The organism is Streptomyces sp. MCA2, from assembly GCF_023544705.1.
Taxonomy (GTDB): Bacteria; Actinomycetota; Actinomycetes; order Streptomycetales; family Streptomycetaceae; genus Streptomyces; species Streptomyces decoyicus.
In genome coordinates, this window is sequence record NZ_JAMJFM010000048.1 from 1 (window position 1) to 25,434 (window position 25,434).

General features: G+C 74.4%; 20 protein-coding genes and 1 riboswitch. Of the genes, 12 read left to right on the forward strand and 8 right to left on the reverse strand.

Going from position 1 to position 25,434, the window contains the following annotated elements; all coding sequences use genetic code 11:
- Nucleotides 1-60 precede the first annotated feature (60 nt).
- From M8I34_RS31105 to M8I34_RS31115, 3 genes are all read right to left on the reverse strand, one after another.
- Nucleotides 61-1,500 carry a hypothetical protein gene (locus M8I34_RS31105; protein ID WP_250055108.1) on the reverse strand — a complete coding sequence of 480 codons (1,440 nt, stop codon included), beginning with the start codon at nucleotides 1,498-1,500 and terminating at the stop codon, nucleotides 61-63.
- Nucleotides 1,501-1,716: 216 nt separating this feature from the next.
- Entirely contained in the window at nucleotides 1,717-2,844 is a 1,128-nt protein-coding gene (locus tag M8I34_RS31110; protein ID WP_250055110.1) for an alpha/beta fold hydrolase, read from the reverse strand.
- A gap of 137 nt (nucleotides 2,845-2,981) precedes the next feature.
- The gene (locus tag M8I34_RS31115; RefSeq protein WP_250055112.1) at nucleotides 2,982-3,638 is read right to left on the reverse strand and encodes a class II aldolase/adducin family protein; all 657 of its coding nucleotides are present in this window, start codon (nucleotides 3,636-3,638) and stop codon (nucleotides 2,982-2,984) included.
- Between the two features lie 389 nt (nucleotides 3,639-4,027).
- On the opposite strand from M8I34_RS31115, the gene M8I34_RS31120 reads away from it, so the two are divergent.
- A complete protein-coding gene (locus tag M8I34_RS31120) occupies nucleotides 4,028-5,311 on the forward strand; it encodes an inorganic phosphate transporter (protein ID WP_250055114.1) in 1,284 nt (427 codons plus the stop codon).
- 23 nt (nucleotides 5,312-5,334) lie between these two features.
- Nucleotides 5,335-5,571 (forward strand): hypothetical protein, encoded by a 237-nt coding sequence (locus M8I34_RS31125; RefSeq protein WP_244415623.1) that lies wholly within the window; start codon nucleotides 5,335-5,337, stop codon nucleotides 5,569-5,571.
- A gap of 64 nt (nucleotides 5,572-5,635) precedes the next feature.
- On the opposite strand, the gene M8I34_RS31130 is transcribed toward M8I34_RS31125, so the two are convergent.
- Genes M8I34_RS31130 through M8I34_RS31140 form a run of 3 tightly spaced genes read right to left on the reverse strand, consistent with a single transcriptional unit; the run spans nucleotide 5,636 to nucleotide 10,109 of the window.
- Nucleotides 5,636-7,033 carry an extracellular solute-binding protein gene (locus M8I34_RS31130; protein WP_244415622.1) on the reverse strand — a complete coding sequence of 466 codons (1,398 nt, stop codon included), beginning with the start codon at nucleotides 7,031-7,033 and terminating at the stop codon, nucleotides 5,636-5,638.
- The gene (locus M8I34_RS31135; RefSeq protein WP_250055116.1) at nucleotides 7,030-9,660 is read right to left on the reverse strand and encodes a caspase family protein; all 2,631 of its coding nucleotides are present in this window, start codon (nucleotides 9,658-9,660) and stop codon (nucleotides 7,030-7,032) included. Before M8I34_RS31135 ends, M8I34_RS31130 begins: the two co-directional genes overlap by 4 nt.
- Nucleotides 9,661-9,665: 5 nt before the next feature.
- The gene (locus tag M8I34_RS31140) at nucleotides 9,666-10,109 is read right to left on the reverse strand and encodes a hypothetical protein (RefSeq protein ID WP_250055118.1); all 444 of its coding nucleotides are present in this window, start codon (nucleotides 10,107-10,109) and stop codon (nucleotides 9,666-9,668) included.
- Nucleotides 10,110-10,311: 202 nt separating this feature from the next.
- Nucleotides 10,312-10,465: riboswitch (cobalamin riboswitch) on the forward strand.
- 129 nt (nucleotides 10,466-10,594) lie between these two features.
- On the opposite strand from M8I34_RS31140, the gene M8I34_RS31145 reads away from it, so the two are divergent.
- The 10 genes from M8I34_RS31145 (at nucleotide 10,595) to M8I34_RS31190 (ending at nucleotide 22,327) form a co-directional block, all read left to right on the forward strand.
- On the forward strand, nucleotides 10,595-11,662 hold the full coding sequence (locus M8I34_RS31145; protein WP_250055120.1) for a cobalamin biosynthesis protein: 1,068 nt from the start codon (nucleotides 10,595-10,597) through the stop codon (nucleotides 11,660-11,662).
- A gap of 10 nt (nucleotides 11,663-11,672) precedes the next feature.
- Complete coding sequence (locus M8I34_RS31150; protein ID WP_250055122.1) at nucleotides 11,673-13,277, forward strand: cobyric acid synthase; 1,605 nt, start codon at nucleotides 11,673-11,675, stop codon at nucleotides 13,275-13,277.
- A 79-nt stretch (nucleotides 13,278-13,356) separates the two neighbouring features.
- Nucleotides 13,357-15,492, forward strand: a complete 2,136-nt coding sequence (locus M8I34_RS31155; protein ID WP_250055124.1) for a putative cobaltochelatase — start codon at nucleotides 13,357-13,359, stop codon at nucleotides 15,490-15,492.
- Complete coding sequence (gene cobO, locus M8I34_RS31160) at nucleotides 15,492-16,088, forward strand: cob(I)yrinic acid a,c-diamide adenosyltransferase (protein ID WP_030085021.1); 597 nt, start codon at nucleotides 15,492-15,494, stop codon at nucleotides 16,086-16,088. The genes M8I34_RS31155 and cobO overlap by 1 nt, the downstream gene beginning before the upstream one ends.
- 16 nt (nucleotides 16,089-16,104) lie before the next feature.
- Entirely contained in the window at nucleotides 16,105-17,502 is a 1,398-nt protein-coding gene (locus M8I34_RS31165; protein WP_250055126.1) for a cobyrinate a,c-diamide synthase, read from the forward strand.
- On the forward strand, nucleotides 17,499-18,239 hold the full coding sequence (locus M8I34_RS31170; RefSeq protein ID WP_250055132.1) for a VOC family protein: 741 nt from the start codon (nucleotides 17,499-17,501) through the stop codon (nucleotides 18,237-18,239). The genes M8I34_RS31165 and M8I34_RS31170 overlap by 4 nt, the downstream gene beginning before the upstream one ends.
- Nucleotides 18,236-18,835 (forward strand): cobalamin biosynthesis protein, encoded by a 600-nt coding sequence (locus M8I34_RS31175; protein ID WP_374211012.1) that lies wholly within the window; start codon nucleotides 18,236-18,238, stop codon nucleotides 18,833-18,835. Before M8I34_RS31170 ends, M8I34_RS31175 begins: the two co-directional genes overlap by 4 nt.
- Entirely contained in the window at nucleotides 18,832-19,734 is a 903-nt protein-coding gene (locus M8I34_RS31180; RefSeq protein WP_250055134.1) for a sirohydrochlorin chelatase, read from the forward strand. Before M8I34_RS31175 ends, M8I34_RS31180 begins: the two co-directional genes overlap by 4 nt.
- 2 nt (nucleotides 19,735-19,736) lie before the next feature.
- The gene (gene cobC, locus M8I34_RS31185; protein ID WP_250055136.1) at nucleotides 19,737-20,837 is read left to right on the forward strand and encodes an Rv2231c family pyridoxal phosphate-dependent protein CobC; all 1,101 of its coding nucleotides are present in this window, start codon (nucleotides 19,737-19,739) and stop codon (nucleotides 20,835-20,837) included.
- A 125-nt stretch (nucleotides 20,838-20,962) separates the two neighbouring features.
- Complete coding sequence (locus tag M8I34_RS31190) at nucleotides 20,963-22,327, forward strand: vanadium-dependent haloperoxidase (protein ID WP_250055138.1); 1,365 nt, start codon at nucleotides 20,963-20,965, stop codon at nucleotides 22,325-22,327.
- A 230-nt stretch (nucleotides 22,328-22,557) separates the two neighbouring features.
- Here M8I34_RS31190 and M8I34_RS31195 read toward each other — a convergent pair whose 3' ends face one another.
- Both M8I34_RS31195 and M8I34_RS31200 read right to left on the reverse strand, forming a co-directional pair.
- Nucleotides 22,558-23,505, reverse strand: coding sequence for an SCO1860 family LAETG-anchored protein (locus M8I34_RS31195; RefSeq protein WP_250055242.1), 948 nt, complete (start codon nucleotides 23,503-23,505; stop codon nucleotides 22,558-22,560).
- A 313-nt stretch (nucleotides 23,506-23,818) separates the two neighbouring features.
- Nucleotides 23,819-24,910, reverse strand: a complete 1,092-nt coding sequence (locus tag M8I34_RS31200; RefSeq protein ID WP_250055244.1) for an amidohydrolase family protein — start codon at nucleotides 24,908-24,910, stop codon at nucleotides 23,819-23,821.
- Nucleotides 24,911-25,434: the final 524 nt, after the last annotated feature.

Consider the following 25,434-nt stretch of genomic DNA (forward strand, 5'->3'; position numbering starts at 1 on the left):
TTAGGCAGTGGGGGAGCAACGGCGAGACACCACCACGGCGGGAAAGCCAAAAACGTGGGATCAAACCCCACCGGTGTGGACCTGGAACGCCGCGCGCCGTACCGCCTTGGCGAGCGCCGGGTCGGGGTGGGCCGCGGCCAGTGCCACCAGCACCTGGACGGTACGGGGGTGTCCGATGGCGCGTACCTCCGCCAGGAGGCGCGGCACCGAGCCCTGGACCGCCGAATCGAGGTGCCGGACCAGCAGTTGGGTCTCGCCGTGGTCGGCGACGGCCGCCGCGGTGTCCACCCACAGCCAGGTCGACTCCTCGCGGGTGAGCACATCGGGCGCCGTCTCCGGGTCGCCGCCCTCGTGCTCGACCAGCCACAGCAGGGCGTACGGCCGCAGGCCCGGCTCGTCGGCCGCGGCCCGCACGGCGGGCTCGGCCGGGGCGCCGACCGCCCGCAGCGCCTCGAAGGCCAGGCCGCGCAGCAGCGCGTCCTCACCGCGGGCCACGGTCAGCAGCTCCTCGACGGCGGCGCCGACGGAGCGGGCGGCGAGCCAGGCGCGGTATTCGGCGCGGGCCGGGCCGGGGGTGAGCCGGGCGCAGCCGCGCAGCATCGCCTCCGCGGACTGTTCGATATGGCCGGCCGGGCCCTGCGCGGCGACACAGATCTGCTCCAGCTTGACCCACACCGACCAGTTGCCGAGCGGCGTCAACTGCGCCTCGGACGCGTCATGGGCGGCCGCGTAGCCGCCGTCGTGCGCACCGTCCGGCGGCACCAGCGCGCCGACGGTCAGCAGCGCGTCCAGCGCCCAGCCCAGCAGTTCGGCCAGCGACGCCCCCGCGGCGTCGTCGGCCGCCACCGCGGCATCGTCCGTGCTGCCCGGGGCCGGGTCCTGGCCGTAGGGGACCTCGCAGCGTTCCGTCCGCAGCTCGGCGACGCGCTGGTCCAGCATGTCGAGCAGCTGCGGCAGCCGGACCGGGCCGGCCGACAGATGCAGCAGGGACAGCAACTGCGGCAGCGCCTCGACGACTTCGGCGACTATCGCGGGGCCGGCGCCGGGCGGTGCGGGGCGGGCCAGCGACCAGGCGTCGAAGAGCGCGACCCAGCCGCGCAGCACGGCCGTGTCGTCGCGGTCCCAGGCACGCAGCCGCCAGCCGGGGCGGGCGAGCCCGTCATGGAGCTCGACGAGTCCGGCGAGCCGGGCCCGGTCCCAGTCGGCCCGGACCTGCTGCGGCGTCAGGCCCAGGGCCTCGGCGGCACGTTCCGCCGCGGCCTTCGGCAGCGCCCCGTCCGGGCCGGCGCGCAGGGCGGCGCCGTCGGCCCAGCGGGCGAGGCGCGCCGCGCCGGCCAGTACGGCACGGGCCTGCCGGGCCAGTTCCGCGGGCGGCGGCGTGCCCTCGGGCGGGCGGGGCGCCGGACGCTTGGTCCGGGTTGTCACCGCCTGGCGGGCGGCCGCAACCGGTTGACGGGGGACGAGTCGGAGCCGGGAGTCGCGCGGGGTACGGGACGTCACAGGAGCAGTGTTGCCGCTGTCGGCCCGAAAGCCCAATCGGAACCCGGCTTGCGATCTTCCGGGGCCGCGCCACCTTGCCGACCCATCCCTGATGAGGGGAGTTGTCCCCCCGTATGCCCACGCGTCATCGGGGCGGCGGCTCCCGGCGGGGCGGCGGCGGTCCGGTGGGCCCCGGTTCCCGCCCTGCTCCGGGCCGGGGCAGTCCCGGCCCGGAAGCTACATGAGCGGGGTGAGGAAGCGCCGCAGGGCCTCTTCGTAGCTCGGCGGATCGGCGTTCCACATCGCGGCGTGCGGTGCGTGCGGGACCGGTTGAAGAGTGATCAGGTCGGCGCGGCGGGCGGCGAGGGAGCGGGAGGCCGTCCAGGGGGCGATCATGTCGTCCGGGCCGTGGAACAGCAGGATGGGGACGTTCAGCACGTCCGGGTCGACGGCGTCGGCGGGCCGGTCGAGGGGCACCCCCGTGGTGCCCTCAGCGGCGCGTACGACCAGCGGCAGCAGGGCGCGCGGGACGCGCCGGGCGGTGGCCAGCGCGCGGATGGTGGCGTTGCGGTCGAGGACCGGGGAGTCCAGGACCAGGCCGCTGATCCGGGCGCGCAGCGCGGAGTGGGCGGCGGCGCGCAGCGCCATGGTCGCGCCGGTGGACCAGCCGCAGAGGACGACGTCCTGGGCGCCGTAGCGGACCGCGTAGCGGATCGCCGCGTCCAGGTCGCGCCACTCGCTGTCGCCGAGGTGGCTGATGCCGTCGGCGGTACGCGGGCCACCGATGTCGTTGCGGTAGCCCAGGTCGAGGACGGGCAGCTGATGGCGGTGCAGGAACGGCATGAGCACCATGGGGTGTTCGCGGGTGGTGCCCAGCCCGTGTGCGGTGATGACCCAGGTGTCGCGTACGCCGGGGAGGAACCATGCCGGGAGGGTGTCGAGTTCACCGGGGATGTCGACGTCGGCGCAGTCGAGGCCGAGGGCGTCGCGGGGGTTGCCGACGTGCACCTGTGGGGTGAGCCGCATCCGGTTGCCCGGTTTGAGGATGCCGTGCGTGACCCGCACCAGGCGGCGTACGACCGCATCGGCGGGGTGCGGGACGCCGTGGATGACGTCGCCGATCACCGCATGGCAGCCGGAGCCGGTGAGCCCGTAGGTGCCGGGGCGCAGGGACGCCAGACTGCGGGTGAGGGCGATGCGCTCCTCGGTGGCGGAGTGCACGGTGAGACGGGAGTCGCCCGGGAAGGGGTCGTCGGGCGATGGTTTCAGGGCAATGTCGCTGGCGTACCGGCCGACCGCCACGGCGGCCGCCCCGGCACCGATCACGGTGGTGGCGGCCACGGCCGCCGCGGTAACCAGGCGCACCTCACCAGTGTGCGCAGCGGTGCCGGAGGCGGCCACTTGGCACAGACGGGCGGGTGACCGGCGAGGCGGCGCCGGGGGCCGGGCCGCCGCCCCACGGGCGAACGACGGGGCTTTGACCACAGGCCCTGGGCGGGCCGTCAGCCCTGCGGGCCGTAGCCGCGCAGCTGTGCGGCGGCCGCGTCGAGCTGACCGGCCGACAACAGGCTCGGCGTATGGCCCGGTACGGAGCTCGCGGTGAGCCATACCCGGCACATCCACTCCAGCTGGGCGGTGCGGTCCAGTGCCTGGTCGAGGCTGTCGCCGTAGGTGAGGGTGCCGTGGTTCCGCAACAGGCAGCCGGTGCGGTCGCGGAGCGCGTCGAGCATGTGCGCGGCGAGCTCGTCGCTGCCGTACAGGGCATAGGGGGCGACCCGTACGGGGCCGCCGAGCGCCGCGGTCATGTAGTGGACCGGCGGGAGTTCGGGGACCAGGGTGGAGACGGCGGTGGCGTACGGGGCGTGGGTGTGGACGACGGCGGTGGCCGTGGTGCTGCGGTAGACCGCCAGATGCATCGGGAGTTCGCTGGTCGGCCGGAGCGTGCCGATGATCTGGTGTCCTTCGAGGTCGACCGCGGTGGTGTCGCCGGGCCCGAGCCGGTCGTAGGGGACGCCGCTGGGGGTGACCAGGACCAGGTCCTTGATGCGGCGTGACACATTGCCCGAGGTGCCGACGACCAGGCCGTCGGCGACGGTTCTGCGGGCGGTGGCGACCAGTTCGCCCCAGGCTTCGGCGAGGCGGTCGGCGTGGTCCTTCATGGGTCCTCCGGCGCGGTGCGGCGAAAAGCGGATGTGGTGCGCGACACCGTACGAGCAGGCCGGGGCACTGTACGCCCGGGGCCCGCCCGGCCGGCATCCGCCATTTAGGGCCATCTGCCCGACTATGGATGATTGGCCGGAGTTGAGGCATCGTGCGCCGCTCGTCCGCTAGCGTCGTCCAGGTACGGCGACGACAGCCGGGCCGCCTGTACGGGGCACCGGCACAGCGCATGCAGTTGGCCAACGGGTGGTACGGGAGTGACGTCAGAGACGCCTCCGCGTGAACACTGCGGGGGTGTCACCACTGCGCCCGGCCCAGTTCACTTTCCGTTCACCCACTCTCCGTACGGTCCCAACGACACTGACCTTCGAACTGATTGCCTGGGTGAATGGAACACATCACGCTTCTCATCGGGATCGTGATCGTCACGGCCTTGGTGTTCGACTTTACGAACGGCTTCCACGACACGGCCAACGCAATGGCCACCACCATCTCCACCGGGGCCTTGCGACCCAAGACCGCGGTGGCGATGTCGGCAGGGCTCAACCTCGTCGGTGCGTTTCTGTCCGTGGAGGTGGCCAAGACCATCTCCGGCGGGATCATCGACGAGGGCGCCGGCATCAGACCTGAAGTGATCTTCGCCGGCCTGGTCGGCGCGATCGTCTGGAACCTGCTGACCTGGCTCGCGGGCCTCCCCTCCAGTTCCTCCCACGCTCTCTTCGGCGGTCTGATCGGCGCGACCCTGGTGTCCGTCGGCACCAACGGGGTGCACGGCGACGCCGTCGTGATGAAGGTGCTGATCCCGGCAGTGGCCGCCCCGGTCGTCGCGGGTCTGGCCGCGATGGCGGCGACCCGGCTCACCTACCGGCTGACCCGCAACCGCGACGAGGCGGACACCGCCAAGGGCTACCGCGCGGGGCAGATCGCCTCCGCCGCCCTGGTCTCCCTCGCCCACGGCACCAACGACGCCCAGAAGACGATGGGTGTGATCACGCTCGCGCTGATCACCGGCGGAGTGGTCGCCCCGCACGCCGACCCGCCGCTGTGGGTCATCGCCTCGGCCGGTCTCGCCATCGCGCTCGGTACGTACCTGGGCGGCTGGCGGATCATCCGCACGATGGGCAAGGGCATCACCGACATCCAGCCGCCGCAGGGCTTCGCCGCCCAGACCGGCGCCGCGGCCACCATCCTGGCCTCCTCCCACCTCGGCTTCGCGCTCTCCACCACCCAGGTCTGCTCCGGTTCCGTGATGGGCTCGGGCCTGGGCCGCAAGGGCGGCGTGGTGCGCTGGTCCACGGCCGGCCGGATGGTCCTCGCCTGGGGCCTGACGCTGCCGGCCGCGGGTGCGGTCGCGGCGGGCGCCGCGTTCCTCGCCGGCCAGGGCAACTGGGGCGTGGCGGCGGTGGCGATCCTCGCGCTGGGCATCTGCGGCGCGATCTGGGCCGCCTCCCGGCGCAAGCCGATCGACCACACCAACGTCAACGAAGGCCCGGCCGTCGAGCCGGCCGGCGTGGTGACCACCGCGCTGCGCAGTGTCTCCCCTCCCCCGGCAGGCCAGCCGGCCCCGGTGGCCGACGCACCGGAAACCGCCGAGGTGCCGGCCCCGGCATCCGGCACCGACACCTCCACGACATCCGCCCCGCGCGCCAAGGCCGCAACGGTCTCCCGCTAGCTGTCATCACCTGAAGGAACACCATGAGCATCGACTGGGCAGCTCTCGGCCAGGTCTTCGGCGTCACCCTCGTGGTGACGGTCGGGATCGTGGGCCTGTTCACCGTCGGCATCGTCGGCACGTCCCGCAAGCCGCAGCAGGAAGGCGGCGCGGTCGCGCTCGCCGTGCCGGGTACGGGCGCGCGGGCCGGTGCGGTGGCCGCCTTCGCCCTGTGCGCGGCGGCCGTGGCCTATGGCATCTATCTGATCGTCGCCGCCTGACCCTGCCGGAGACGGCAGCGGGCAGCGACGACGGACCGGGCGAGGCGCCCGGCGGACCACGGCATCAGCCGTCGTCCGCCGGGCGCCTCGTCGCTGGTACACCGCGGCCGCCGAGCGCGTCATCGGCCTCCCTGGCCAGCCGGTCGGCGATGGCCGTGCCGCCGCGGCCGTTGAGGAAGGCGGACACCCCGAGCTGAACGACCTTGCTGAAGGTCTGGTAGTGGGCGCTGCGCGGGCGGGGTTCGGCCGCCAGCAGCGCCTCGTGCAGGGTGCGGGTGTCGGGCCGCGGCTCCGGCTGCCCGGCGGCGCCGTGCTCGCCGCGCTCCGCACCGCCCCGCGGCGGGCAGCGCGGCGCCTCGGCGCTCTCCCGGTACGCCGATTCGCGGGTCGCCGCGAACCCCCGCTCCAGCAGACAGCGCTCACTGCGCGGGCCGGTCAGCGCCTCGATCAGGGACCGGGCGCCGGCCGGCCGCTTGCTGCCGGCCGAGATCGCGAGATTCTGGCCGCCCAGTACGGACATCCGTTTGCCGTCGCTGCGGCGGGCCGGCAGCTGGGTGACGTCGAACTGCTCGCCGGGGGTGAGCTTCTCGGCGACCGACGCGTACTCGACCGGCCAGTTGCGCATGAACAGGGCGCGGCCGTCGGCGAACCAGCGGCGGCTCTCCGTCTCGTCCATCGTGGTGGCCTCGTGCGGCATGATCGAGTCGAGCCGGCCCTTGAGGTCGGTGACGCCCTGCTGGAGTGCGCCGACCTGCTCGTCCTTGGTGAAGCTGGTGGCGTCGGGGTCGCCGCCGTTGGCCCAGGCCGACTCCAGGGTGTTGACGGTCAGCCCTTCGTAGGGGCGTAGCTGGGCGACCATGCCGTACATCGTGGGGCGCTTCTTGTGGTGCCCGTCTGCCTCGTCGGCGGCCTTGCGGTTGTAGTCGTCCGCCACGTCCTGCGCCGTCTTCTCCAGCTCGTCCCAGTCGGACGGGACGGGACGGCCGTACTCCTTGAGGAGGTCCTTGCGGTAGTAGAGCAGTCCGGCGTCGGTGTTGAAGGGCACTCCCCACACCTTGCCGTCGTACTCCACCGTCTTGGCCACGCTGTCGAGGAAGTCGCCGTCCAGCTGGGTGGCCCAGGGACGGATGACGCCCGCCTCGGCGAACTCCGCGGTCCAGGCGACATCGAGGTTCAGCACGTCATAGCCGCCGTTGCCGGACTGGCCCGCCGCCAGCAGCTGGCTGCGCTGGCCGTCGGCGGTGTCCGGGAGCCGGACGATCCGTACCTCGCGGCCGTGCTCCTTCTCCCAGGCGTGGATCAGATCCTGACGGATGCCGGAGCTGCTGAGGTCGCTGCCGGTGGCAAGGACGATCGCGCCCTGCTCCGGGAGGGTCCGCTCCTCCCCCGTACAGCCGCCGGCCGCCGGCAGCAGTGCCAGAGCGACCAGCGTGGCGGCCGCCCTGGTGCGCGGGGTGGTCATCGGTCCCCCTTCGTGGCCGTGCCGATGGAGGCGATCCGCCCGGCCAGGGTGTCGACGGCCTGCGGACCGCCGGGCACGCACTGGCCGTGGGAGGCGTCGGCCAGTTGCTGGAGGGCGAAGGTGTCACAGCCCGATCTGCCCATCGCCAGTGCCAGGATGGGCACGCGGGGCCCCTCCTTGACGAGTGCGCTGAGGGTGCGTTCCACGCCCGCCGCGCGCCCGGCGCCCGCGCCGTCGTCCTGATCGAGGATGAGCACGATGGCCTTGTTGGTGGCCGAGGACGTCTTCATCTTCCGCACGGCGCGGGTCAGCGCCTCCTCCATCGCGGCGCCGTGGTCGACCAGTTCGCCGTGCGGGCTGCCCGCGATCCGCTCCAGCGCGGCCTTGCCCGGGGCGGGGTCGGCGCTGCCGAGCGGGACCAGCTCGCGTACCGCGTCACGGTCCTCGGGATGGGCGCGGTCCGGGAAGGTCCACAGGCCGTAGGTGTGCCGGGCGCCGACCAGTTCCACGGCGCGTCCGGCAGCGCTCAGCGCGATCGGGAGCTTGCCGCCGTCCGCCATGGAGGTGGAGGCGTCCATGAGGATCAGCAGCTGGCTGGACCGCTGCGCCTTGTCGTAGCCGTCCAGGACCCGGGAGACCTGTTCCGGGGCCGCGGTGAAGGGGACCGTGGCGGCGAGGGGGCTGACGTCCGCGCGGCTGTCGAGCAGCGGTGAACCCTGCCGCGGGCCGCTGTCCCGCACTCCGCGGTAGCCCTGCGCGGTCAGGGTGCGCTGGCCGCCGTCCCGGGCGCGAAGCCACTGCGCGAAGCCCGCCACGGCGGCCTGCCGCGGGGTGGCGTCCGTGGCGCCCTGCCAGTCGACGCGGACCAGGGGGTGGTCGAGCGCGGGGACGTTCGCGGGGTAGTAGGCGACGTAGCGGGCGCGCAGCGGGAGCGGGGCGTCCAGGGCCGGGCAACTGCCGGTGGCGCGGCCCAGGTTGTAGTCGGCGAGGGACTTCTCCGACACCAGGGGCGCGGACCTGGTCCGGTCGACGGAACCGGCGGCGTCGGTGTCGGGCCGCAGCGAACACAGCAGTTCGGTGCTGCCCGCGTACTGGCTGCCCGGGGCGGCGAGCCGCTCCTCGGCGTGCCGGGCGAGGGTGAGGTCGGGCGCGCCCGTTGCGGTGCCCGAGCCGTCGTGGGCGAGGTAGAGGCCGAGGGTGTGCAGCAGACCGGTGCCGGACAGCACGGGGCTCGGCCGCAGGAGCTTGAGGTCGTGGTGGGTGCTGTCGGTTCCGGCGAGCAGCTCCTGCCAGGAGGCGCCGGCCGGTTCGACGTCGTCCAGCCGCCGGCGCGCCGGGATGCCGACGACCAGGGGGGTGTAGGCGACCGGGGCGGCGTAGTGCAGGGTCGCGGGGGAGCCCGTGGCGGGCATGCCGCGGCGGGCCTCGTAGTAGTCGGCGGTGGATTCCGGGATCCAGATGTCGGGCTGCGGTCCCGGCCGGTGGAGGGGGTCGATGCCCTGGTCGCCCGGCCGCTCCTTGCCGGTGCCGTGTGCCTCGCCCTGCCAGCGGTCGGCGGCCGCGAAGCCCTGGTCGACCTGGTCCTTGGCGGCGGAGTACACGGTGATCTGGGCGCGCCGGCAGCCGTCGGGGAGGTCGCCCTCGCCGCTGAGGGGCCGGGTGTTGGCCTGGGACATCTCGTAGTCGAAGGCCGCCTGGCGCAGCGCGGGTTCGGCCTCGGGGGCGGTGAGCAGCCGCAGTTCGAGGGCGGGCGGGCAGGGCGCCGCGCCGTCCGCGAGCTGGAGCAGCACGACGCCCGTGGTGGCCGGGACGAAGATGATCGCCAGGATCAGCAGGAGTCTGGGCCAGTGCCGGAAGTACGACTTCAGCCAGCGGCGTAAGCGGATCCGCAGCGGGGTCGGCGGGCGGTCCTCGGGAGTGGCGAAGGACAGGATGACGTCGTCGACGGTGTTCTGCTTCGCCGAGCGCGGCTCCCAGACATCGCCCATCGGCGTCCGTTCACCGGCCAGTTGCTCGCGCAGTGCCCGGACGAGGTCCTCGAAGGTGACGAACCGCTTGCCGGGGATGCCCCGTTCCAGGGTCTGCACCAGGGCGCGGGTGAAGACGCTGCCCCCGGTGGGCTCCTCGCCGCTGAAGATACGGCGGTTGGGCTGCGCGGCCATCAGCAGCGAGGTGGGGTTGCGGCAGGAGTGGAAGGCCTCGCTCGCGTTGCCGGCGTAACAGCACTCCAGGACGATCACGATCCGGTCGGCCCGCGCGTTGTCCAGATAGGACAGCACGGTGTCCTGCCAGGAGACGGTCTTGTGACGCCGTTCCGAGGCGCCGACCATCAGTTGCAGATTGCCGCCGTCGCGGCCCACCCGGCCGTGGCCGGAGAAGTACACCAGCAGCAGCCCGCGCGCCTCCTGGACGACGGTGTCCAGCGCCTGTTCCACCTCCCAGGGCTCCTGAGGCCGGCAGGTGACGACCTCGCCCTTGGTGAACAGATCGGTGCCGGGGGCGAGCAGGGCCCGCTCCAGTTCCCGGGCGTTGTCCTTCACCGCGGGGAGCGGGCGCAGCGTGCGGTAGTCGTCGACACAGATCAGCAGCGCCCGGTTGACCTTGCCCCGTGCGTCGTATTCGGACATCCGGCTCAGTCCCCGGCGGTGCGGCCGCTCCCGTCTGCCGGGCTGCCGGGATCGGGGTGTTCGGGGGCCACGGCGCCCGGGCCCGCGTCGCCGAGCGCGCGCAGGTCCCCGTCGCCGCTCCCGACCGCGACGGTGGGCCGCTCGCCGGTGTCGCGTTCCTCCCGGCGCCGTCGCAGCCACTCCTGAAGGGCGATGGTGAGACTTTTGGTCATCTCGGCGGCGACGGCGCCGACGATGACCAGGATCAGGTCGTCGACGCCGACGGCCATGTCACCGGGGCCGTCGTCGCTCTCGTCCTGCGGCCGCGGGCGCAGCAGCCAGTCGTGGCGGCTCCGGTCCAGCCACGGTTCGCGCTCCAGCCACGCCTTGAGGTCCTCGATGTCCTGGTCAGGATTGTTCGTGCCCGTGATCCTGATACGGATCTCGTGGCGGTCAGCGCTCTGCGGCATCCCCCGGCCCCCTTCCGGCGGCCCCGTCGCCGCCGTGCACCAGATAGTGACGTGAGATCAGGGGCGGGGGCAACCGTCTGTGACGTGGCTGCCACGCTGTGGCGTGCGCCACAGCCCGTGCCACAGGACAGCGTCGCAGGTCAAGGGTGAGTTGACGGGCATTCGCGGGGCGTGGTGGACTGCCGGAGCCATTCGGCGACAGATGAGGAAGTCCGGTGAGAATCCGGCGCGGTCCCGCCACTGTCACCGGGGAGCGTTCCTCCAACGAAGGCCACGGTCCGCCTCGCGTACGTCCGATGACGTACACCGGGACTGGAAGGCCGGAGGACTCGCCGATCCGGGGAGCCAGGAGACTCTTGTCGCCGTCACGTCGAGCCAGGGCGCGGACCCTGAGTGAGGACATACCGCCATGCCCGGCCGCCCTGCCAGATCTCCACTGCCCGCTGCCGCAGGGGCCCTTCGAGGCATGACGGACGTCTGATCCGATGCGCGGCGAACACGCGGGATATGTGTGTGGCGCGGCCCTCGGCTTTCTCGCCGACCTGATCGCGGCGGACCCCCGGCGCGGCCATCCGGTGGCCGCCTTCGGCCGGGCCGCGGGCGCCGTCGAGCGCCGGCTGTGGCGCGATCACCGCGGATACGGGGCGGCGCATGCCGTGGTGTGTGCGGGCGGTGCCGCCGCCGGCGCCGCGCTGCTCCAGCGTGCCGTGCAGGGCGCTGCCGTTTCCCCGTCCCCCCTCCGCAACGGCGCCCGGGTCGCACTGACCGCGGCGACGGTCTGGGCCGTGCTGGGCGGCACCTCGCTCGGCCGGGAGGCGCGGGCCGTCGGCGGGGCGCTGACGGCGGGTGATCTGGACGTGGCACGGGAGCGGCTGCCGCATCTGTGCGGGCGCGATCCGCAGGCGCTGGACGGGCCGCAGATGGCCCGCGCGGTGGTGGAGTCGGTCGCCGAGAACACCTCCGACGCGGTGGTGGGCGCCCTCGTCTGGGGCGCGCTGGGCGGGGTGCCCGGCCTGGTGGCGTTCCGGGCGGTGAACACCCTGGACGCGATGGTGGGGCACAAGTCGCCGCGCCACCTCCGCTTCGGCTGGGCCTCGGCCCGGCTCGACGATCTCGCCGGCTGGCCCGGCTCCCGGCTGACCGCCGCACTGACCGTGCTCGCGGGCCCCGACCGGCGCGGTGCGCTGCGGGCCTGGCGGGCGGACGGCGGCGCGCACCCGAGCCCCAACGCGGGCCCGGTGGAGGCGTCGTTCGCGGGCGCGCTGGGCGTACGGCTGGGCGGCACGCTGGCGTACGGCGGGCGGGTGGAACACCGTCCGGTGCTCAACGAGGGGGCGCCGCCGGTCGCGGTGGCCGACATCGAACGGGCGGTGCGGCTCTCGCGCCGGGTGAGCGCGCTGGCGCTGGTGACGACGGTGGCCGCGCGGCCGGCGTTCGGCGCCGTGCGGCGGGCCCTGCTGCGTACGGCCCGCCCGTCCGCAGGTGCAGTGACGCGCAGGGCCGCGGGTGCGGTGGCGCGTACGGTTCACGACAGCCGGGGTCCCGGCGCATGAGGAGGACCCGGTGAACGGGCGGTTCAAGGCATCCGGAGGGGCCGTCGGCGGTGGCCTGTTGGTGGCCGGTACGACGTCCGACGCCGGCAAGAGCGTGGTGACGGCGGGCATCTGCCGCTGGCTGGCCCGGCAGGGCGTCCGGGTAGCGCCGTTCAAGGCGCAGAACATGTCGCTGAACTCGTTCGTCACGCGCGAGGGCGCGGAGATCGGACGGGCCCAGGCGATGCAGGCCGCCGCGGCGCGGGTGGAGCCGACCGCGCTGATGAATCCCGTACTGCTCAAGCCCGGCAGCGACCGCAGCAGCCAGGTGGTGCTGCTGGGGAAGCCGGTGGGTGAGCTCAGCGCGCGGGGGTACTTCGGGGAGGCCGGGGGGTCGTCCGCCGGGAAGGCGCTGTATGCCGGGCGCCGGGAGGAGTTGCTCGGCACGGTCACCGACTGCCTCCAGGAGCTGCGGCGGACGTACGACGCGGTGATCTGCGAGGGCGCCGGCAGCCCCGCCGAGATCAATCTGCGGCGTACCGACATCGTGAACATGGGCCTGGCGCGGGCCGCCCGTATTCCGGTGATGGTGGTCGGTGACATCGACCGTGGCGGGGTGTTCGCCTCCTTCTTCGGCACCACCGCGCTGCTGTCCAAGGAGGACCAGGCGCTGGTCGCCGGGTATCTGGTCAACAAGTTCCGGGGCGATGTGACGCTGCTGGAGCCGGGACTGGAGATGCTGCGCGGCCTCACCGGACGGCAGACGCTGGGGGTGCTGCCCTTCTCCCACGGTCTCGGCATCGACGAGGAGGACGGCCTGAGGGTGTCGCTGCGGGGCGCGGTGCGTGAGAGCGTGGTGACGCCGCCGCACGGCGCGGAGGTGCTGCGGGTGGCGGTCGCCGCCGTACCGCTGATGTCGAACTTCACGGACGTGGACGCGCTGGCCGCGGAACCGGGCGTGGTGGTGCGGTTCGTGGACCGGGCCGAGGAACTGGCCGACGCGGACCTGGTGGTGCTGCCGGGGACCCGGGGCACGGTCCGGGCGCTGGAGTGGCTGCGTGAGCGCGGGCTGGCGGACGCGGTCGCCCGGCGGGCCGCCGAGGGCCGCCCGGTGCTGGGCATCTGCGGCGGGTACCAGATGCTGGGCGAGCGCATCGAGGACGACATCGAGTCAAAGGCCGGCACGGTCGACGGGCTGGGGCTGCTGCCCGTACGGGTGCGGTTCGCGGCGGAGAAGACCCTGGCGCGGCCGGTCGGCGAGGCGCTGGGCGAGCCGGTGGCGGGCTACGAGATCCACCACGGGGTCGCCGAAGTGACCGGCGGGGACGAGGAGTTCATCTCCGACGGCCGGGGACGCGGCCTGGACGGCTGCCGGGCCGGCTCCGTATGGGGCACGCACTGGCACGGCTCGCTGGAGAGCGACAGCTTCCGGCGGGCCTTCCTGCGGCGGGTCGCGGCGGACGCGGGCCGGGCGTTCGTGCCCGCCCCCGACACCAGCTTCGCCACCCTGCGCGAGGAGCAGCTGGACCGGCTGGGCGATCTGATCGAGGAGCACGCGGACACCGCCGCGCTGCTCCGGCTGATCGAGGAAGGGGTTCCGGAGGGGCTGCCGTTCGTGCCTCCGGGAGCGCCATGACGGGTACGCAACGGAGGACCGCGACGGACGCAGAAGACGCAGCAGAGCAGCCGGCCGACGACCAGGAGGACGACACAGCATGACAACCGCTCACAACACGACTCCGCAGTACCCGTTCACCGCGGTGGTCGGGATGGACGATCTGCGGCTGGCGCTGCTGCTGAACGCGGTCAGCCCCGCGGTGGGCGGTGTACTGGTCCGCGGCGAGAAGGGCACCGCCAAGAGCACCGCCGTGCGGGCGCTGTCGGCGCTGATGCCGCATGTGGACGTGGTCGGCGGCTGCCGCTTCGCCTGTGCCCCCGACGCGCCCGACCCCGGCTGCCCCGACGGGCCGCACGAGACGGGTGCCGTCGAGGACCGCCCGACGCGGATGGTCGAACTGCCCGTCGGCGCCTCCGAGGACCGGCTGGTCGGCGCGCTGGACATCGAGCGGGCGCTGTCGGAGGGCGTGAAGGCCTTCGAGCCGGGCCTGCTGGCGGATGCGCACCGCGGCATCCTGTACGTCGACGAGGTCAACCTCCTCCACGACCATCTGGTGGACCTGCTGCTGGACGCGGCCGCCATGGGCGCCTCGTACGTGGAGCGCGAGGGGGTGTCCGTACGGCATGCGGCCCGGTTCCTGCTCGTCGGCACCATGAACCCCGAAGAGGGCGAGCTGCGGCCGCAGTTGCTGGACCGGTTCGGGCTCACCGTCGAGGTCGCCGCCTCGCGCGAGCCCGACCAGCGGGTGTCGGTGGTCCGGCGCCGGCTGGCGTACGACGCCGATCCGGCGGGCTTCGCGGCACGCTGGGCGGCCGAGGAGGACGAGCTGCGCCACCGCATCGCCGCGGCACGGGAGTTGCTGCCGGGCGTGACGCTGGGGGACGCGGCGCTGCGGCAGATCGCGGCGACCTGCGCGGCGTTCGAGGTGGACGGGATGCGCGCGGACATCGTGATGGCGCGTACCGCCACGGCGCTGGCCGCATGGGCCGGGCGGACGGACGTCCTGGAGGAGGACGTGCGGCAGGCGGCGCTGCTGGCGCTGCCGCACCGCCGGCGCCGTAACCCCTTCGACGCGCCCGGCCTGGACGAGGACAAGCTCGACCGCACGCTGGAGGAGTTCGGCGGGGCGGACGAGGGCACGGACGGCGAGGACGATCCGGACCCGGACGGGCCGGACGGCGGCCCCGACGGGGGCGGTCCGGACGGCGGCGGACAGCCGCCGCAGGACGGTGGGCCGGAGGAGGATCCCCGTACGGAGCGCCCCGAACTCCCGCACCAGCAGGAGCAGGAGGCTCCCCAGGCCCCCGACGGCCCCGAGGCCCCGGAGGCCCCCGAGCGGCAGGAGCAGCCGGCCGCTCCCGAGCAGTCCCAGGAGGGCGCCCCGGGCGCGGGCGGCCAGAAGGCGGCGGTCGGCGCCACCCAGCCGTTCCGTACCCGGCGGCTGGATGTGCCGGGCCTGGGCGAGGGCGCGGACGGCCGCAGGTCGCGGGCGCGGACCGCGCACGGCCGGACGACCGGTGCCCGGCGTCCGCACGGCGCCCTGGGCAAGCTGCACCTGGCGGCGACCGTGCAGGCCGCGGCGCCGCACCAGCGGGCGCGCGGCCGCAGCGGGCGGGGGCTGGTGGTGCGCCGGGACGATCTGCGCGAGGCGGTACGCGAGGGGCGGGAGGGCAATCTGGTCCTGTTCGTCGTGGACGCGTCCGGTTCGATGGCGGCGCGGAAGCGGATGAGCGCGGTCAAGGGCGCGGTGCTCTCGCTGCTGCTGGACGCCTACCAGCGGCGCGACAAGATCGGCATGATCACCTTCCGTGGCACCGGCGCCGAGCTGGCGCTGCCCCCGACGTCCTCGGTCGAGGCGGGCGCGGCGCGGCTGGAGCAGTTGCCGACAGGCGGCCGTACGCCGCTGTCGGAGGGGCTGCTGAGGGCCCATGAGGTGCTGCGGGTCGAGCGGATGCGGGATGCCTCGCGGCGGCCGCTGCTGGTGGTCGTCACCGACGGACGGGCCACCGGCGGCCCGGAGCCCGTCGGCCGGGCCGCCCGCGCGGCCCGGCTGCTGGCCGGTGAGGGCACCGCCTCGGTGGTCGTGGACTGTGAGGCGGGCCCGGTGCGGCTGGGCCTCGCGGGCGAGCTGGCCCGTGAGCTCCAGGGCACCGCGATCACCCTCGACGAACTGCGCGCGGACAGCGTCTCCGCGCTCGTACGGACCGTGCAAGGCAACAGGAAGGCCGCGTAATGCCGCAGGGACAGCCGTCCGTCGTACCGAACGACGGGCTCACCACCCGCCAGCGCCGCAACCGCCCGCTGGTGTTCGTCCACACCGGCCAGGGCAAGGGCAAGTCCACCGCCGCCTTCGGGCTGGCGCTGCGCGCCTGGAACCAGGGCTGGCCGGTCGGGGTGTTCCAGTTCGTGAAGTCGGCGAAGTGGAAGGTCGGCGAGGAGCGGGCGCTGAAGGTGCTCGGTGACTCCGGCGAGGGCGGCACGGTCGCCTGGCACAAGATGGGCGAGGGCTGGTCCTGGGTGCAGCGCGACATCTCCTCCAGCGAGGAGGCGGCGCGCGAGGGCTGGGAGCAGGTCAAGCGGGACCTGGCGGCGGAGACGTACAAGCTGCTGGTGCTGGACGAGTTCGCCTATCCGCTGAAGTGGGGCTGGATCGACACCGAGGAGGTGGTGGCGGCGCTGCGCGACCGTCCCGGTACGCAGCATGTCGTCATCACCGGACGGGGCGCCCCCGAACCGCTGCTGGAGTTCGCCGATCTGGTGACGGACATGACCAAGGTCAAGCACCCGATGGACGAGGGCCAGAAGGGCCAGCGGGGCATCGAATGGTGACGAGAGGGTGCGCGGCATGAGCGGTGGCTCGATCCCCCGGCTGGTGATCGCCGCCCCGTCGTCGGGGGCGGGGAAGACGACGGTGGCCACGGGCCTGATGGCGGCGTTCGCCGAGGCCGGGCTCGTGGTCTCGCCGCACAAGGTGGGACCCGACTACATCGATCCGGGCTATCACTCCCTGGCCACCGGCCGTCCCGGCCGCAATCTGGACGCCTATCTGTGCGGGCCCGACCGGATCGCGCCGCTGTTCCTGCACGGTGCGGCGGGCGCCGATCTCGCGCTCGTCGAGGGCGTGATGGGGCTGTTCGACGGGGCGTCCGGAATGGGCGAGCTGTCCTCGACGGCGCAGGTGGCCAAGCTGCTGCGGGCACCGGTGGTGCTGGTGGTGGACGCGTCCTCGCAGTCCCGGTCGGTGGCCGCGCTGGTGCACGGTTTCGCCTCCTGGGACCCGGAGGTACGGCTGGCCGGGGTGATCCTCAACAAGGTCGGCTCGGACCGTCACGAGGAGCTGCTGCGGGAGGCGATGGACTCCTCCGGTGTGCCGGTGCTGGGCGCGCTGCGCCGGGACGGGCGGGCCGGTACGCCCTCCCGGCACCTGGGCCTGGTGCCGGTCGCCGAGCGGCGGGCCGAGGCCGTGGAGTCGGTGGGCGAACTCGCCGCGCGGGTCCGCGCGGGCTGCGATCTCCAGGCCCTGCTGGCGCTGGCGCACACAGTGCCGGAGCTGCCGGACGCGCCCTGGGACCCGGCGGCGGAGCTGGCCCCGGCCGGCGGGGCGGCCTCCCCGGAGAAGCCGCTGATCGCCGTCGCGGGCGGCGCCGCGTTCACCTTCTCGTACGCCGAGCATGCCGAGCTGCTGGCCGCGGCGGGCGCCGAGGTGGCCCCCTTCGACCCGCTGCGCGACGAACAACTGCCGCCCGGCACCCAGGGGCTGGTGATCGGCGGCGGCTTCCCGGAGATGTACGCCCCGGACCTGTCGGCGAACGCCCCGCTGCGCGCGGAGGTGGCCGCCCTGGCCGCCTCCGGGGCACCGGTCTCCGCCGAATGCGCCGGGCTGCTCTACCTGTCCCGGTCGCTCGACGGGAAGCCGATGTGCGGGGTGCTGCCCGCCGAGTCCCGGATGACCGAACGGCTCACCCTCGGCTACCGCGAGGCGGTGGCCCTGCGGGACAACGCGCTGGCGGCGGCCGGCACCCGGGTGCGGGGCCATGAGTTCCACCGCACGGTGCTGGAGCCGGGCGCGGGCGCGGACCCGGCGTGGGGGCTGACGCACCCGGAGCGGCGGCTGGAGGGCTTCGTCAGCGGCGGGGTGCATGCCTCGTATCTGCATGTGCACTGGGCCGCCGAGCCGTCGCTGGCCGGGCGTCTGGTGGCGAGCGCGGCGCAGGCCGCACCGGCCGGGAGCGCCGTCCGGTGACGCGCGGGAGCGGCAGCGAGGAGACCGGGGCCCCGGAGGCCGAGCCCCCGGAGGCCGGGTCCCCCGCCGTCCTCGACCATCTCGTCCACGCCACACCCGACCTGGACCGCACCCTCGCCGAGATCGCCGGGCTGACCGGCGTACGGCCGGTGCCCGGCGGCAGCCACCCGGGCCGGGGCACCTTCCCCCATAGCCTGAAGGGCATGGGAGGCGCCCCCATCCATCTGCTGGGGCTGGGCGGCGGGGCGTACTTCGAGATCATCGGGCCCGATCCGGAGCAGCCCGACCCGGACGGGCCGCGGTGGTTCGGCATCGATGCGCTGACCGGGCCGCGGCTGGTCACCTGGGCGGTCCGGGTCACCGGCATCACGGCCCGGGTGGCCGCGGCACGGGCGCACGGCCACGACCCCGGCACCCCGGTCGCCATGTCCCGGCGCACCCCCGACGGCGGCCGTCCCGCCTGGCAGCTGACCCCGCCGGGGACGGGCGCGGGCCTGGCCCCGTTCCTGCTCGACCGGGGCGATACCCCGCACCCGTCCGGCAGCGCCCTGCCGGTGCTGCCGCTGGTCCCGCTCACCGCTGCGCACCCCGACCCGGGAGTGGCCCGCGCCGAGCCGGCGGCGCTCGGCGTCCGGTGGCCGGGTGAGCCGGTCACGGCCGGGCCCACCGGGCTCACCGCCGTCCTGGCGGGCCGGCACGGCCGGGTCGCCTTCGGCCGGGGAGCCGTCGCGGTATGAGACACCGGGCGGCCGACGAGGCCGGCGGCCCGTCCACGCCGCTGGTCGCCGGCGTGGGGGCGCGCCGTGGCGTCCCGGTGTCCGAGGTGCTGGAGCTGATCACGGCCGCCTGCGCGGCGGCGGGATATGCCTCCTCGCAGGTCGTCGCGCTGGCGACGGTGACGGCGAAGGCGGCGGAGCCGGGGCTGACCGGGGCGGCGCGGGCGCTGGGGGTGCCGTTGCGGTCGTTCCCGGCGGAGGCGCTGGCGGCCGTACGGGGACCGGAGCCGTCCGCGGCCGCGGACGCCGCCGTCGGGACGCCGAGCGTGGCCGAGGCGGCCGCCCTGCTCGCCGCGGGGCCGGGTGCCGCACTGGTCGCCGGCAAGCGGAAGTCACCGCCGCCGGCCCGGGCGACCTGTGCGCTCGCCGGGCCGGCAGTAACAGACTCCGGTGCCCTTACCGCTGGTAGGGAGGGAGCGGCCGCCGTGCCCTGTACGGGGGCGGTTATCGTCATGACCTCCCCCAACCCGCCCCGCCGTGGCCCGGATCGGCGGACGGGGGTCGTCGGCGACCCGGCGCCCGAGAGCGCAACCACCGGTACCAAGGAGACCCAGTGACCACCTCTCCCGCATTGCTCATCGCCGGTCACGGCACCCGTGACGAAGGCGGGGCCGAGGCTCTGCGCGCGCTGGTGCGTGTGCTCGGCGAACGCCACCCCGACGTGCCCGTCGCCGGCGGCTTCTTCGGTGTTCCGGCCTCTCCGCTGCCGCTGGGCGACGCCGTCGACGGGCTCGTCGAGCGGGGCGCCACCCGGCTCGCCGTCATACCGCTGCTGCTGGCCCCGACCGGTCCGGTACCGGAAGCGCTGCCCGCGGCCCTGGAGCGGGCGGCGGAGCGCCACCCCGGGCTCGGCTACGCCTGCGGCGCCGAGCTGGGGCCGCACCCCAAGGTGCTCGATGTGCTGGAGCGGCGGCTGGACGAGGCACTGGGCAGCGGCGCCCGCAAGCCCGAGGACCGGGCCCGCACCACCGTGCTGCTGGTGGGGCGCGGCGCGGCCGATCCGTACGCCAACGCCGAGGTCGCGCGCGCCGCGCGGCTGCTGTGGGAGGGGCGCGGGTTCGCGGGCGTGGAGACCGCGTTCGTCTCGCAGGCGGCGCCCGATGTGCCGACCGGCCTGGACCGGTGCCTGGCGCTGGCGGCGGGGGCCCGCGGGCCGGCCAGGATCGTGGTCCTGCCCTACTTCCTCTTCCCCGGCGACCTGCTGGAGCGGCTGCACATGCAGGCCGAGGGCTGGTCCGCGGCGCACCCCGGCTCGGAGGTGTACGGCGCGGAGGCGATCGGCCCCGCGGCCGAGGTGGCCGCGGTGGTGATGGAGCGCTACCACGCGACGGTGGCGGGCGATCCGCTGCTGAGCGGTGCGCCGTGCGGTGACCGGGCGGCGGCGGAGGACGCCCGGGAGACGGACGGCGCACCGGAGCGGAGCGCTCCGCTGTCCACGGACCGCGGGGAGCGGTGAGCATGCCGGCGCACACCGGGTCCGCACCGCCGCGGGACGCCGCCGCGGACGCCCCGCCGCACGAGCCCGATCTGCGGCACCACGGCGATGCCGAAGTACGGGGCACGGAAGGCGCATTGACGGATCTGACCGATCTTGCGGTGAATGTCCGCAGCGGCACTCCCCCGGCCTGGCTCAAGGCACGCATCGCCGCGTCGCTGGACGGCCTCGCCGCGTATCCCGACGGCCGTGCGGCACGCCGGGCGGTGGCCGCACGGCACGGTCTGCCCGTGGAGCGGGTGTTGCTGACCTCGGGGGCCGCGGAGGCGTTCGTGCTGATCGCGCGCGCCGTACGGGCCCGCCGGCCGGTCGTGGTGCATCCGCAGTTCACCGAGCCCGAGGCGGCGCTGCGGGACGCCGGGCACGACGTCACCCGGGTACTGCTCGATGCGCGGGACGGCTTCCGGCTGGACCCGGCCGCGGTGCCCGAGGACGCCGATCTGGTCGTCGTCGGCAACCCCACCAACCCCACCTCCGTCCTGCACCCCGCGGGCGTGCTGGCCGGCTTGGCGCGGCCCGGCCGGACGCTGGTGGTGGACGAGGCCTTCATGGACGCGGTGCCCGGTGAGCGGGAGGCGCTGGCCGGGCGCACGGATCTGCCGGGCCTGGTCGTGCTGCGCAGCCTCACCAAGACCTGGGGGCTGGCCGGGCTGCGGATCGGCTATGTGCTGGCCGCCGCGGACACCGTCGCCGCCCTGGAGCGGGCGCAGCCGCTGTGGCCGGTCTCCAGTCCCGCGCTGGCCGCCGCCGAGGCGTGCTGTGCGCCGGAGGCGCTGGCGGAGGCGGCAGCGGCGGCCGAGGCGATCGCCGTGGACCGGGCTCATCTGCTGGCCCGGCTGGGCGAGTTCCCGCAGATCAGGGCGGCCGGCCCGGCGGCGGGCCCGTTCGTGCTGATCCGGCTGCCGGACGCGGACGGGGTACGGGCCGCGCTGCGGGCCCGCGGCTTCGCGGTGCGCCGGGGTGACACCTTCCCCGGCCTGGGCCCCGGCTGGCTGCGCCTGGCGGTGCGGGACCGGGCCACGACCGACCGGTTCGTGGCGGCGCTGGGCGAGGTACTCGGGTAAAGGATGCCGAGCGGGTCCGCGCGGAGCGAGGAACGGGGCGGGGCCCGGAAACCGAGTGCACCGGCGCACCCCTTCCCGTTGGCGCATCGGTGTGACCGTTCACCCTTTTGGCTGTTAAGTCAGTTATGGATACTCCTCGTTCGGGTGGACGGACCGCCCTCGGCGCCCTCGCTTCCCTCCTGCTCCTCGCTCTCACGGCCGTGACCGGCCCCGCCGCCACCGCCACCGCCGCCGGCCACGTGCCGCCGGCGGCGGACCCCCAGGCGGTGCGCGACTGGAACGCCCTCGCCACCGACGCCATCAGCGCCCACGTCGGCGCCACCCGCCCCTCCGGGCAGGCGGTCATCTGGCACGGGTTCGTCTCGGCCGCCGTCTACAACGCCGTGGTCGGCATCCAGGGCCGCTACGCCCCGTACAAATGGCGGGCGCGCGGGCCCGCCACCGCCTCGCCCGAGGCGGCGGCCGTGACCGCCGCACACCGCGTACTGCTGACGTACTTCCCCGCCTCGCAGGCCCCGCTCGATACCGCCTACGCCGCCTCGCTCGCCAGGATCCCCGACGGCACCGCGAAGCGGCAGGGCGTGGCCTTCGGGGAGCGCGCCGCCGGCCACCTCGTCGCACTGCGCGAAGGAGACGGCCGGTTCGCCCCGGTGGAGTTCACCGCCGCGCCCGCGCCCGGCGTCTGGCGGCCCACTCCGCCCGCCCATCAGCCCTTCATCGACCCCTGGCTCGGCAGACTGCGCCCCATGGTGCTGGCCTCCCCGTCCCAGTTCCGTCCCGGCGGACCGCCCGCCCTGCCCTCGGCCCGCTACGCCCGGGACGTCAACGAGGTGAAGTCCATGGGCTCGAGGACCGGATCGCCCCGCACCGCGCGGCAGACCGAGACCGCGCTGTTCTTCGGGGGCAACCTGACGGTGCAGCTCCAGTCGGCGTTCCGGGACCACTCCGCCCGGCACCACCTGGACATCGCCGAGACAGCCCGGCTGTTCGCCGCGGCGAACGCGTCGGCGACCGACGCCGTGGTCACGGCATGGGACGCCAAGCTCCACTACGGCTTCTGGCGGCCGGTCACCGCGGTCCAGCTGGCCGGCACCGACGGCAACCCCGCGACCGAGGCCGACCCGCAGTGGCAGCCGCTGCTCGTCACCCCGCCGCACCCCGACTACCTCAGCGGCCACACCACGGTCACCGGCGCCGTGGTCCGGACCCTGACCGGGATCCTCGGCACCCCGCACCTCGACCTGACCTTCTCCTCCGAGGCCACCGGCACCACACGGCACTACGACCGGGCCGCCCGGCTCAACGGGGACATGATCGACGCCCGTGTCTGGGGCGGAATCCACTTCCGGACCGCCGACATCGACGGGTGCGAGGCCGGCAGCCGCATCGGCGGCTGGACCCTGGCCCACTACTTCCGGCCGCTGCGCCCGGCACGCCCGCACGCCACACCGCCGGCCCCGTCAGCGTGCCCGCACGGCAGCGCGGGCTGACCGGGCCCGTACCGCCCGCCGCCGTTGCCCAGGGACCTCGGACGGGAGGAGCCGGGCGCACCCGGTAGCACGGGCCCCTAGGGGCAGGCCTCGCCGGGGCCCCGACACACCACGCATGGGTCCCCGGCGAGGGTGAGGTGCGCCGTACCGGCCGCTCGGCCATACGGCGCGCCTCGGGCCGTACACCGCGCGCGACGCCCCCACAGCACCGGCGCGGTGTACGGGGTCCGTCAGCTGTTGCCGCCCTGCGCGGCGCCGCGGCGCCGGCGGGCGAAGCCGACCGCTCCGGCGCCCACGGCGACGAGCAGGGCCGCGCCCCCGGCGAGATACGGGGTGGCCGAACTGCCGCCGGTCTCCGCGAGGTTCTGGGTGCTGGGCCGCGAGCCCGTCTGCGTCACCTCGGTGCCCTTGCCGCCGGCCGGCTTGGTGCCGCCGGCCTGGCCGTCGTCGTGCCGCTCGGGCGCCTTGACGCCCGGCGCGGTGCAGGCGGCACGGGCCAGCGTGACCCGGCCCTGCACGTCGGCGACGTTCAGCTTCAGCGGGTTGAGGGAGACCTTCAGGTCGAGCGCGGTGGCCGCGGCGCTCTTGGACAGGACGCTCTTCTTGGACAGGTCGAGCCGCACCTCGCCCACGCCCGGCACCTTGACGTCCGTCGTGCCGCCCGCCGTGAGCGTGACCCGCTTGCCCAGGACCAGAACGCTGCCCAGCACGTTCGACTCGGCCCGGGGCCGCTTGCCCGCCTCGCACACCGCCTTGGCGGTCACCTGCTGCACCTCGATCAGGGACAGCAGCGGCAGACCGGGCAGATGCACCTTCGCCTTCACGAGGTTCGCGTAGCCCTCGGTGCCGTGGCTCTCGGTGGTGGCCCGTGCGGTGGCGGCATCGGCGCGCAGCACGCTGAACGGCTTGCCGTGGTTGATGCCGTCGAGGTTGACGGTGAGCGCGGTCTTGTCCGCGGAGGCCGGGGCGTGCACCTCGTTCAGGACGGCGTTCAGCGGGACGTCGAGCGTCTTGTTGAGCAGCCCGACGTTCAGGCCGGTGCGCAGCACGACCGCGTCGGCGGTGCCGCGGGCCGGGCCGTGGTCTCCGGTGGCATGCGCGGGTACGGCGCCGAGCAGGAGGGCGGAGCCGGCCGTCAGTGTGGTGGCGACGAAGGTCGCGGCGAGGCGCCGGGGCATGCCGAAGGAGCAGGTGGGACTGGTGGACACGAGTGTGGAACCCTCACAGGAGAAATGGAGCCGCCGGCCGCGCCAATGGGGGACATCACGCGGGCCGACGACCTCGACCCGCACATCGTGTCCGCACGGAGGGTGAACGGGCAGCCACGTGACGTCAGTTCACCCCAATGGGTGGTTTCCGGGTATTTATTCGATTCCTGTGACACGGGGCACCACCCACGCAACAGCGGCCCCACCGCTCGGGTGACCCCGGTTGACCGGGCGGGATTCCCCGGGTCACCCCATCGGGGCGGCCCGGGAAACCGGCTGCCGGCTACCCCACGACCTGCCCGCGCAGCACCACCCGGCGCGGCGCGGCCAGCACCCGGACGTCCTCGCGCGGATCGCTCCCGTAGACCACCAGGTCCGCCGGGGCGCCCTCGGTGAGGCCGGGGCGGCCGAGCCAGTCCCTGGCGCCCCAGGTGGTGGCGGAGAGCGCCGCCACGGCGCTCAGACCGGCCTTGGTCAGCTCGGCGACCTCCTCGGCGACCAGACCGTGGGCGAGCGAGCCGCCGGCGTCCGTACCGGCGAAGACGGGCACCCCCGCGTCGTAGGCCGCCCGTACGGTGTCGTAGCGCCGCGCGTGCAGGCGCCGCATGTGGTCCGCCCAGCGCGGGAACTTCCCCGCACCGCCGTCCGCGAGCCGCGGGAAGGTGGCGATGTTGACGAGCGTGGGGACGATGGCGACGCCACGCTCCGCGAACAGCGGGATGGTCTCCTCGGTGAGCCCGGTGGCGTGCTCGATGCAGTCGATCCCGGCCTCGACGAGCGGGGCGAGGGAGTCCTCCGCGAAGCAGTGGGCCGTCACGCGGGCGCCCAGCCGGTGGGCCTCGGCGATGGCCGCCTCGACCGCTCCGGGGGGCCAGCAGGCCTCCAGATCGCCCGTGGAGCGGTCGATCCAGTCGCCGACGAGCTTGACCCAGCCGTCGCCGCGGCGGGCCTCCTGGGCGACGTAGGCGACGAGGTCCTCGGGCTCGATCTCGTGCGCGTAGTTGCGGATGTAGCGCTTGGTGCGGGCGATGTGACGGCCGGCGCGGATGATCCGCGGCAGATCCTCCCGGTCGTCGATCCAGCGGGTGTCGGACGGGGACCCGGCGTCGCGGATCAGCAGCGTGCCGGCGTCACGGTCGGTGAGCGCCTGTTTCTCGCTGGTGGGGGCGTCCACCGGGCCGTGTGCGTCCAGGCCCACGTGGCAGTGGGCGTCGACCAGGCCCGGCAGCGCCCAGCCCGTCACGGTGGTGGCATCCCGTGCCATGGCCGGCCGGTCGAAGGTGACCCGGCCGCCGACGACCCACAGCTCGTCGCGCACGTCGTCCGGCCCGACGAGGACCCTCCCCTTGAGGTGCAGCGCCGCACCTTCACTCATGGACGTCATACAGGCACTGTAGGCGGCGTCACCCAGCGTACGGACGCGGCCGTCGCACACGCTCCGCGACCGCCTCACCCCGCCGTTTCCCGGAAAGCCGCGCGCCGCCCGCACTATTCGCCCCGGTCGCTCTCCGTATCGCTTCGGTGCGGTTCTGCGTACGTTCTCCGACCGTTCTCCGCACCGTTTCGCGTACGTTCTCCGCAGGCTTCCAGCCATTGTCCCGCGCATGTTCTTGCGGGCCTTGCCATGGGCTTGCCCCGCAGGTTTCGATGGGCCTTACGCCAAGGCTTCCGGGGGCGAATTCCCAATTCCTTGCGCGTACAGCTTCCCGTATTCTTCTGCCCGCTTTTCCGCACCTCAAACGCCAAGATTTTGCTAGCGGCAAGTTCCATAATTCGGACGGATCTCGTAGGCGTTACGGAGCTGTGACCGACTACACAACGTGTCCGTTTCGCCCCGAACATCCAGGTCAAATCGGGTCATCCCGCGGTGGCATCGCGCGTCCGGGCGCCCCCGCGCGA

Coding starts and splice junctions, on each gene's coding strand:
- M8I34_RS31115 (WP_250055112.1), bottom strand. CDS start 3,638: ATGAAGGACCACGCCGACCGCCTCGCCGAAGCCTGGGGCGAACTGGTC.
- M8I34_RS31120 (WP_250055114.1), top strand. CDS start 4,028: ATGGAACACATCACGCTTCTCATCGGGATCGTGATCGTCACGGCCTTG.
- M8I34_RS31125 (WP_244415623.1), top strand. CDS start 5,335: ATGAGCATCGACTGGGCAGCTCTCGGCCAGGTCTTCGGCGTCACCCTC.
- M8I34_RS31130 (WP_244415622.1), bottom strand. CDS start 7,033: ATGACCACCCCGCGCACCAGGGCGGCCGCCACGCTGGTCGCTCTGGCA.
- M8I34_RS31135 (WP_250055116.1), bottom strand. CDS start 9,660: ATGTCCGAATACGACGCACGGGGCAAGGTCAACCGGGCGCTGCTGATC.
- M8I34_RS31140 (WP_250055118.1), bottom strand. CDS start 10,109: ATGCCGCAGAGCGCTGACCGCCACGAGATCCGTATCAGGATCACGGGC.
- M8I34_RS31145 (WP_250055120.1), top strand. CDS start 10,595: ATGCGCGGCGAACACGCGGGATATGTGTGTGGCGCGGCCCTCGGCTTT.
- M8I34_RS31155 (WP_250055124.1), top strand. CDS start 13,357: ATGACAACCGCTCACAACACGACTCCGCAGTACCCGTTCACCGCGGTG.
- cobO (WP_030085021.1), top strand. CDS start 15,492: ATGCCGCAGGGACAGCCGTCCGTCGTACCGAACGACGGGCTCACCACC.
- M8I34_RS31165 (WP_250055126.1), top strand. CDS start 16,105: ATGAGCGGTGGCTCGATCCCCCGGCTGGTGATCGCCGCCCCGTCGTCG.
- M8I34_RS31175 (WP_374211012.1), top strand. CDS start 18,236: ATGAGACACCGGGCGGCCGACGAGGCCGGCGGCCCGTCCACGCCGCTG.
- cobC (WP_250055136.1), top strand. CDS start 19,737: ATGCCGGCGCACACCGGGTCCGCACCGCCGCGGGACGCCGCCGCGGAC.
- M8I34_RS31190 (WP_250055138.1), top strand. CDS start 20,963: ATGGATACTCCTCGTTCGGGTGGACGGACCGCCCTCGGCGCCCTCGCT.
- M8I34_RS31195 (WP_250055242.1), bottom strand. CDS start 23,505: ATGCCCCGGCGCCTCGCCGCGACCTTCGTCGCCACCACACTGACGGCC.
- M8I34_RS31200 (WP_250055244.1), bottom strand. CDS start 24,910: ATGAGTGAAGGTGCGGCGCTGCACCTCAAGGGGAGGGTCCTCGTCGGG.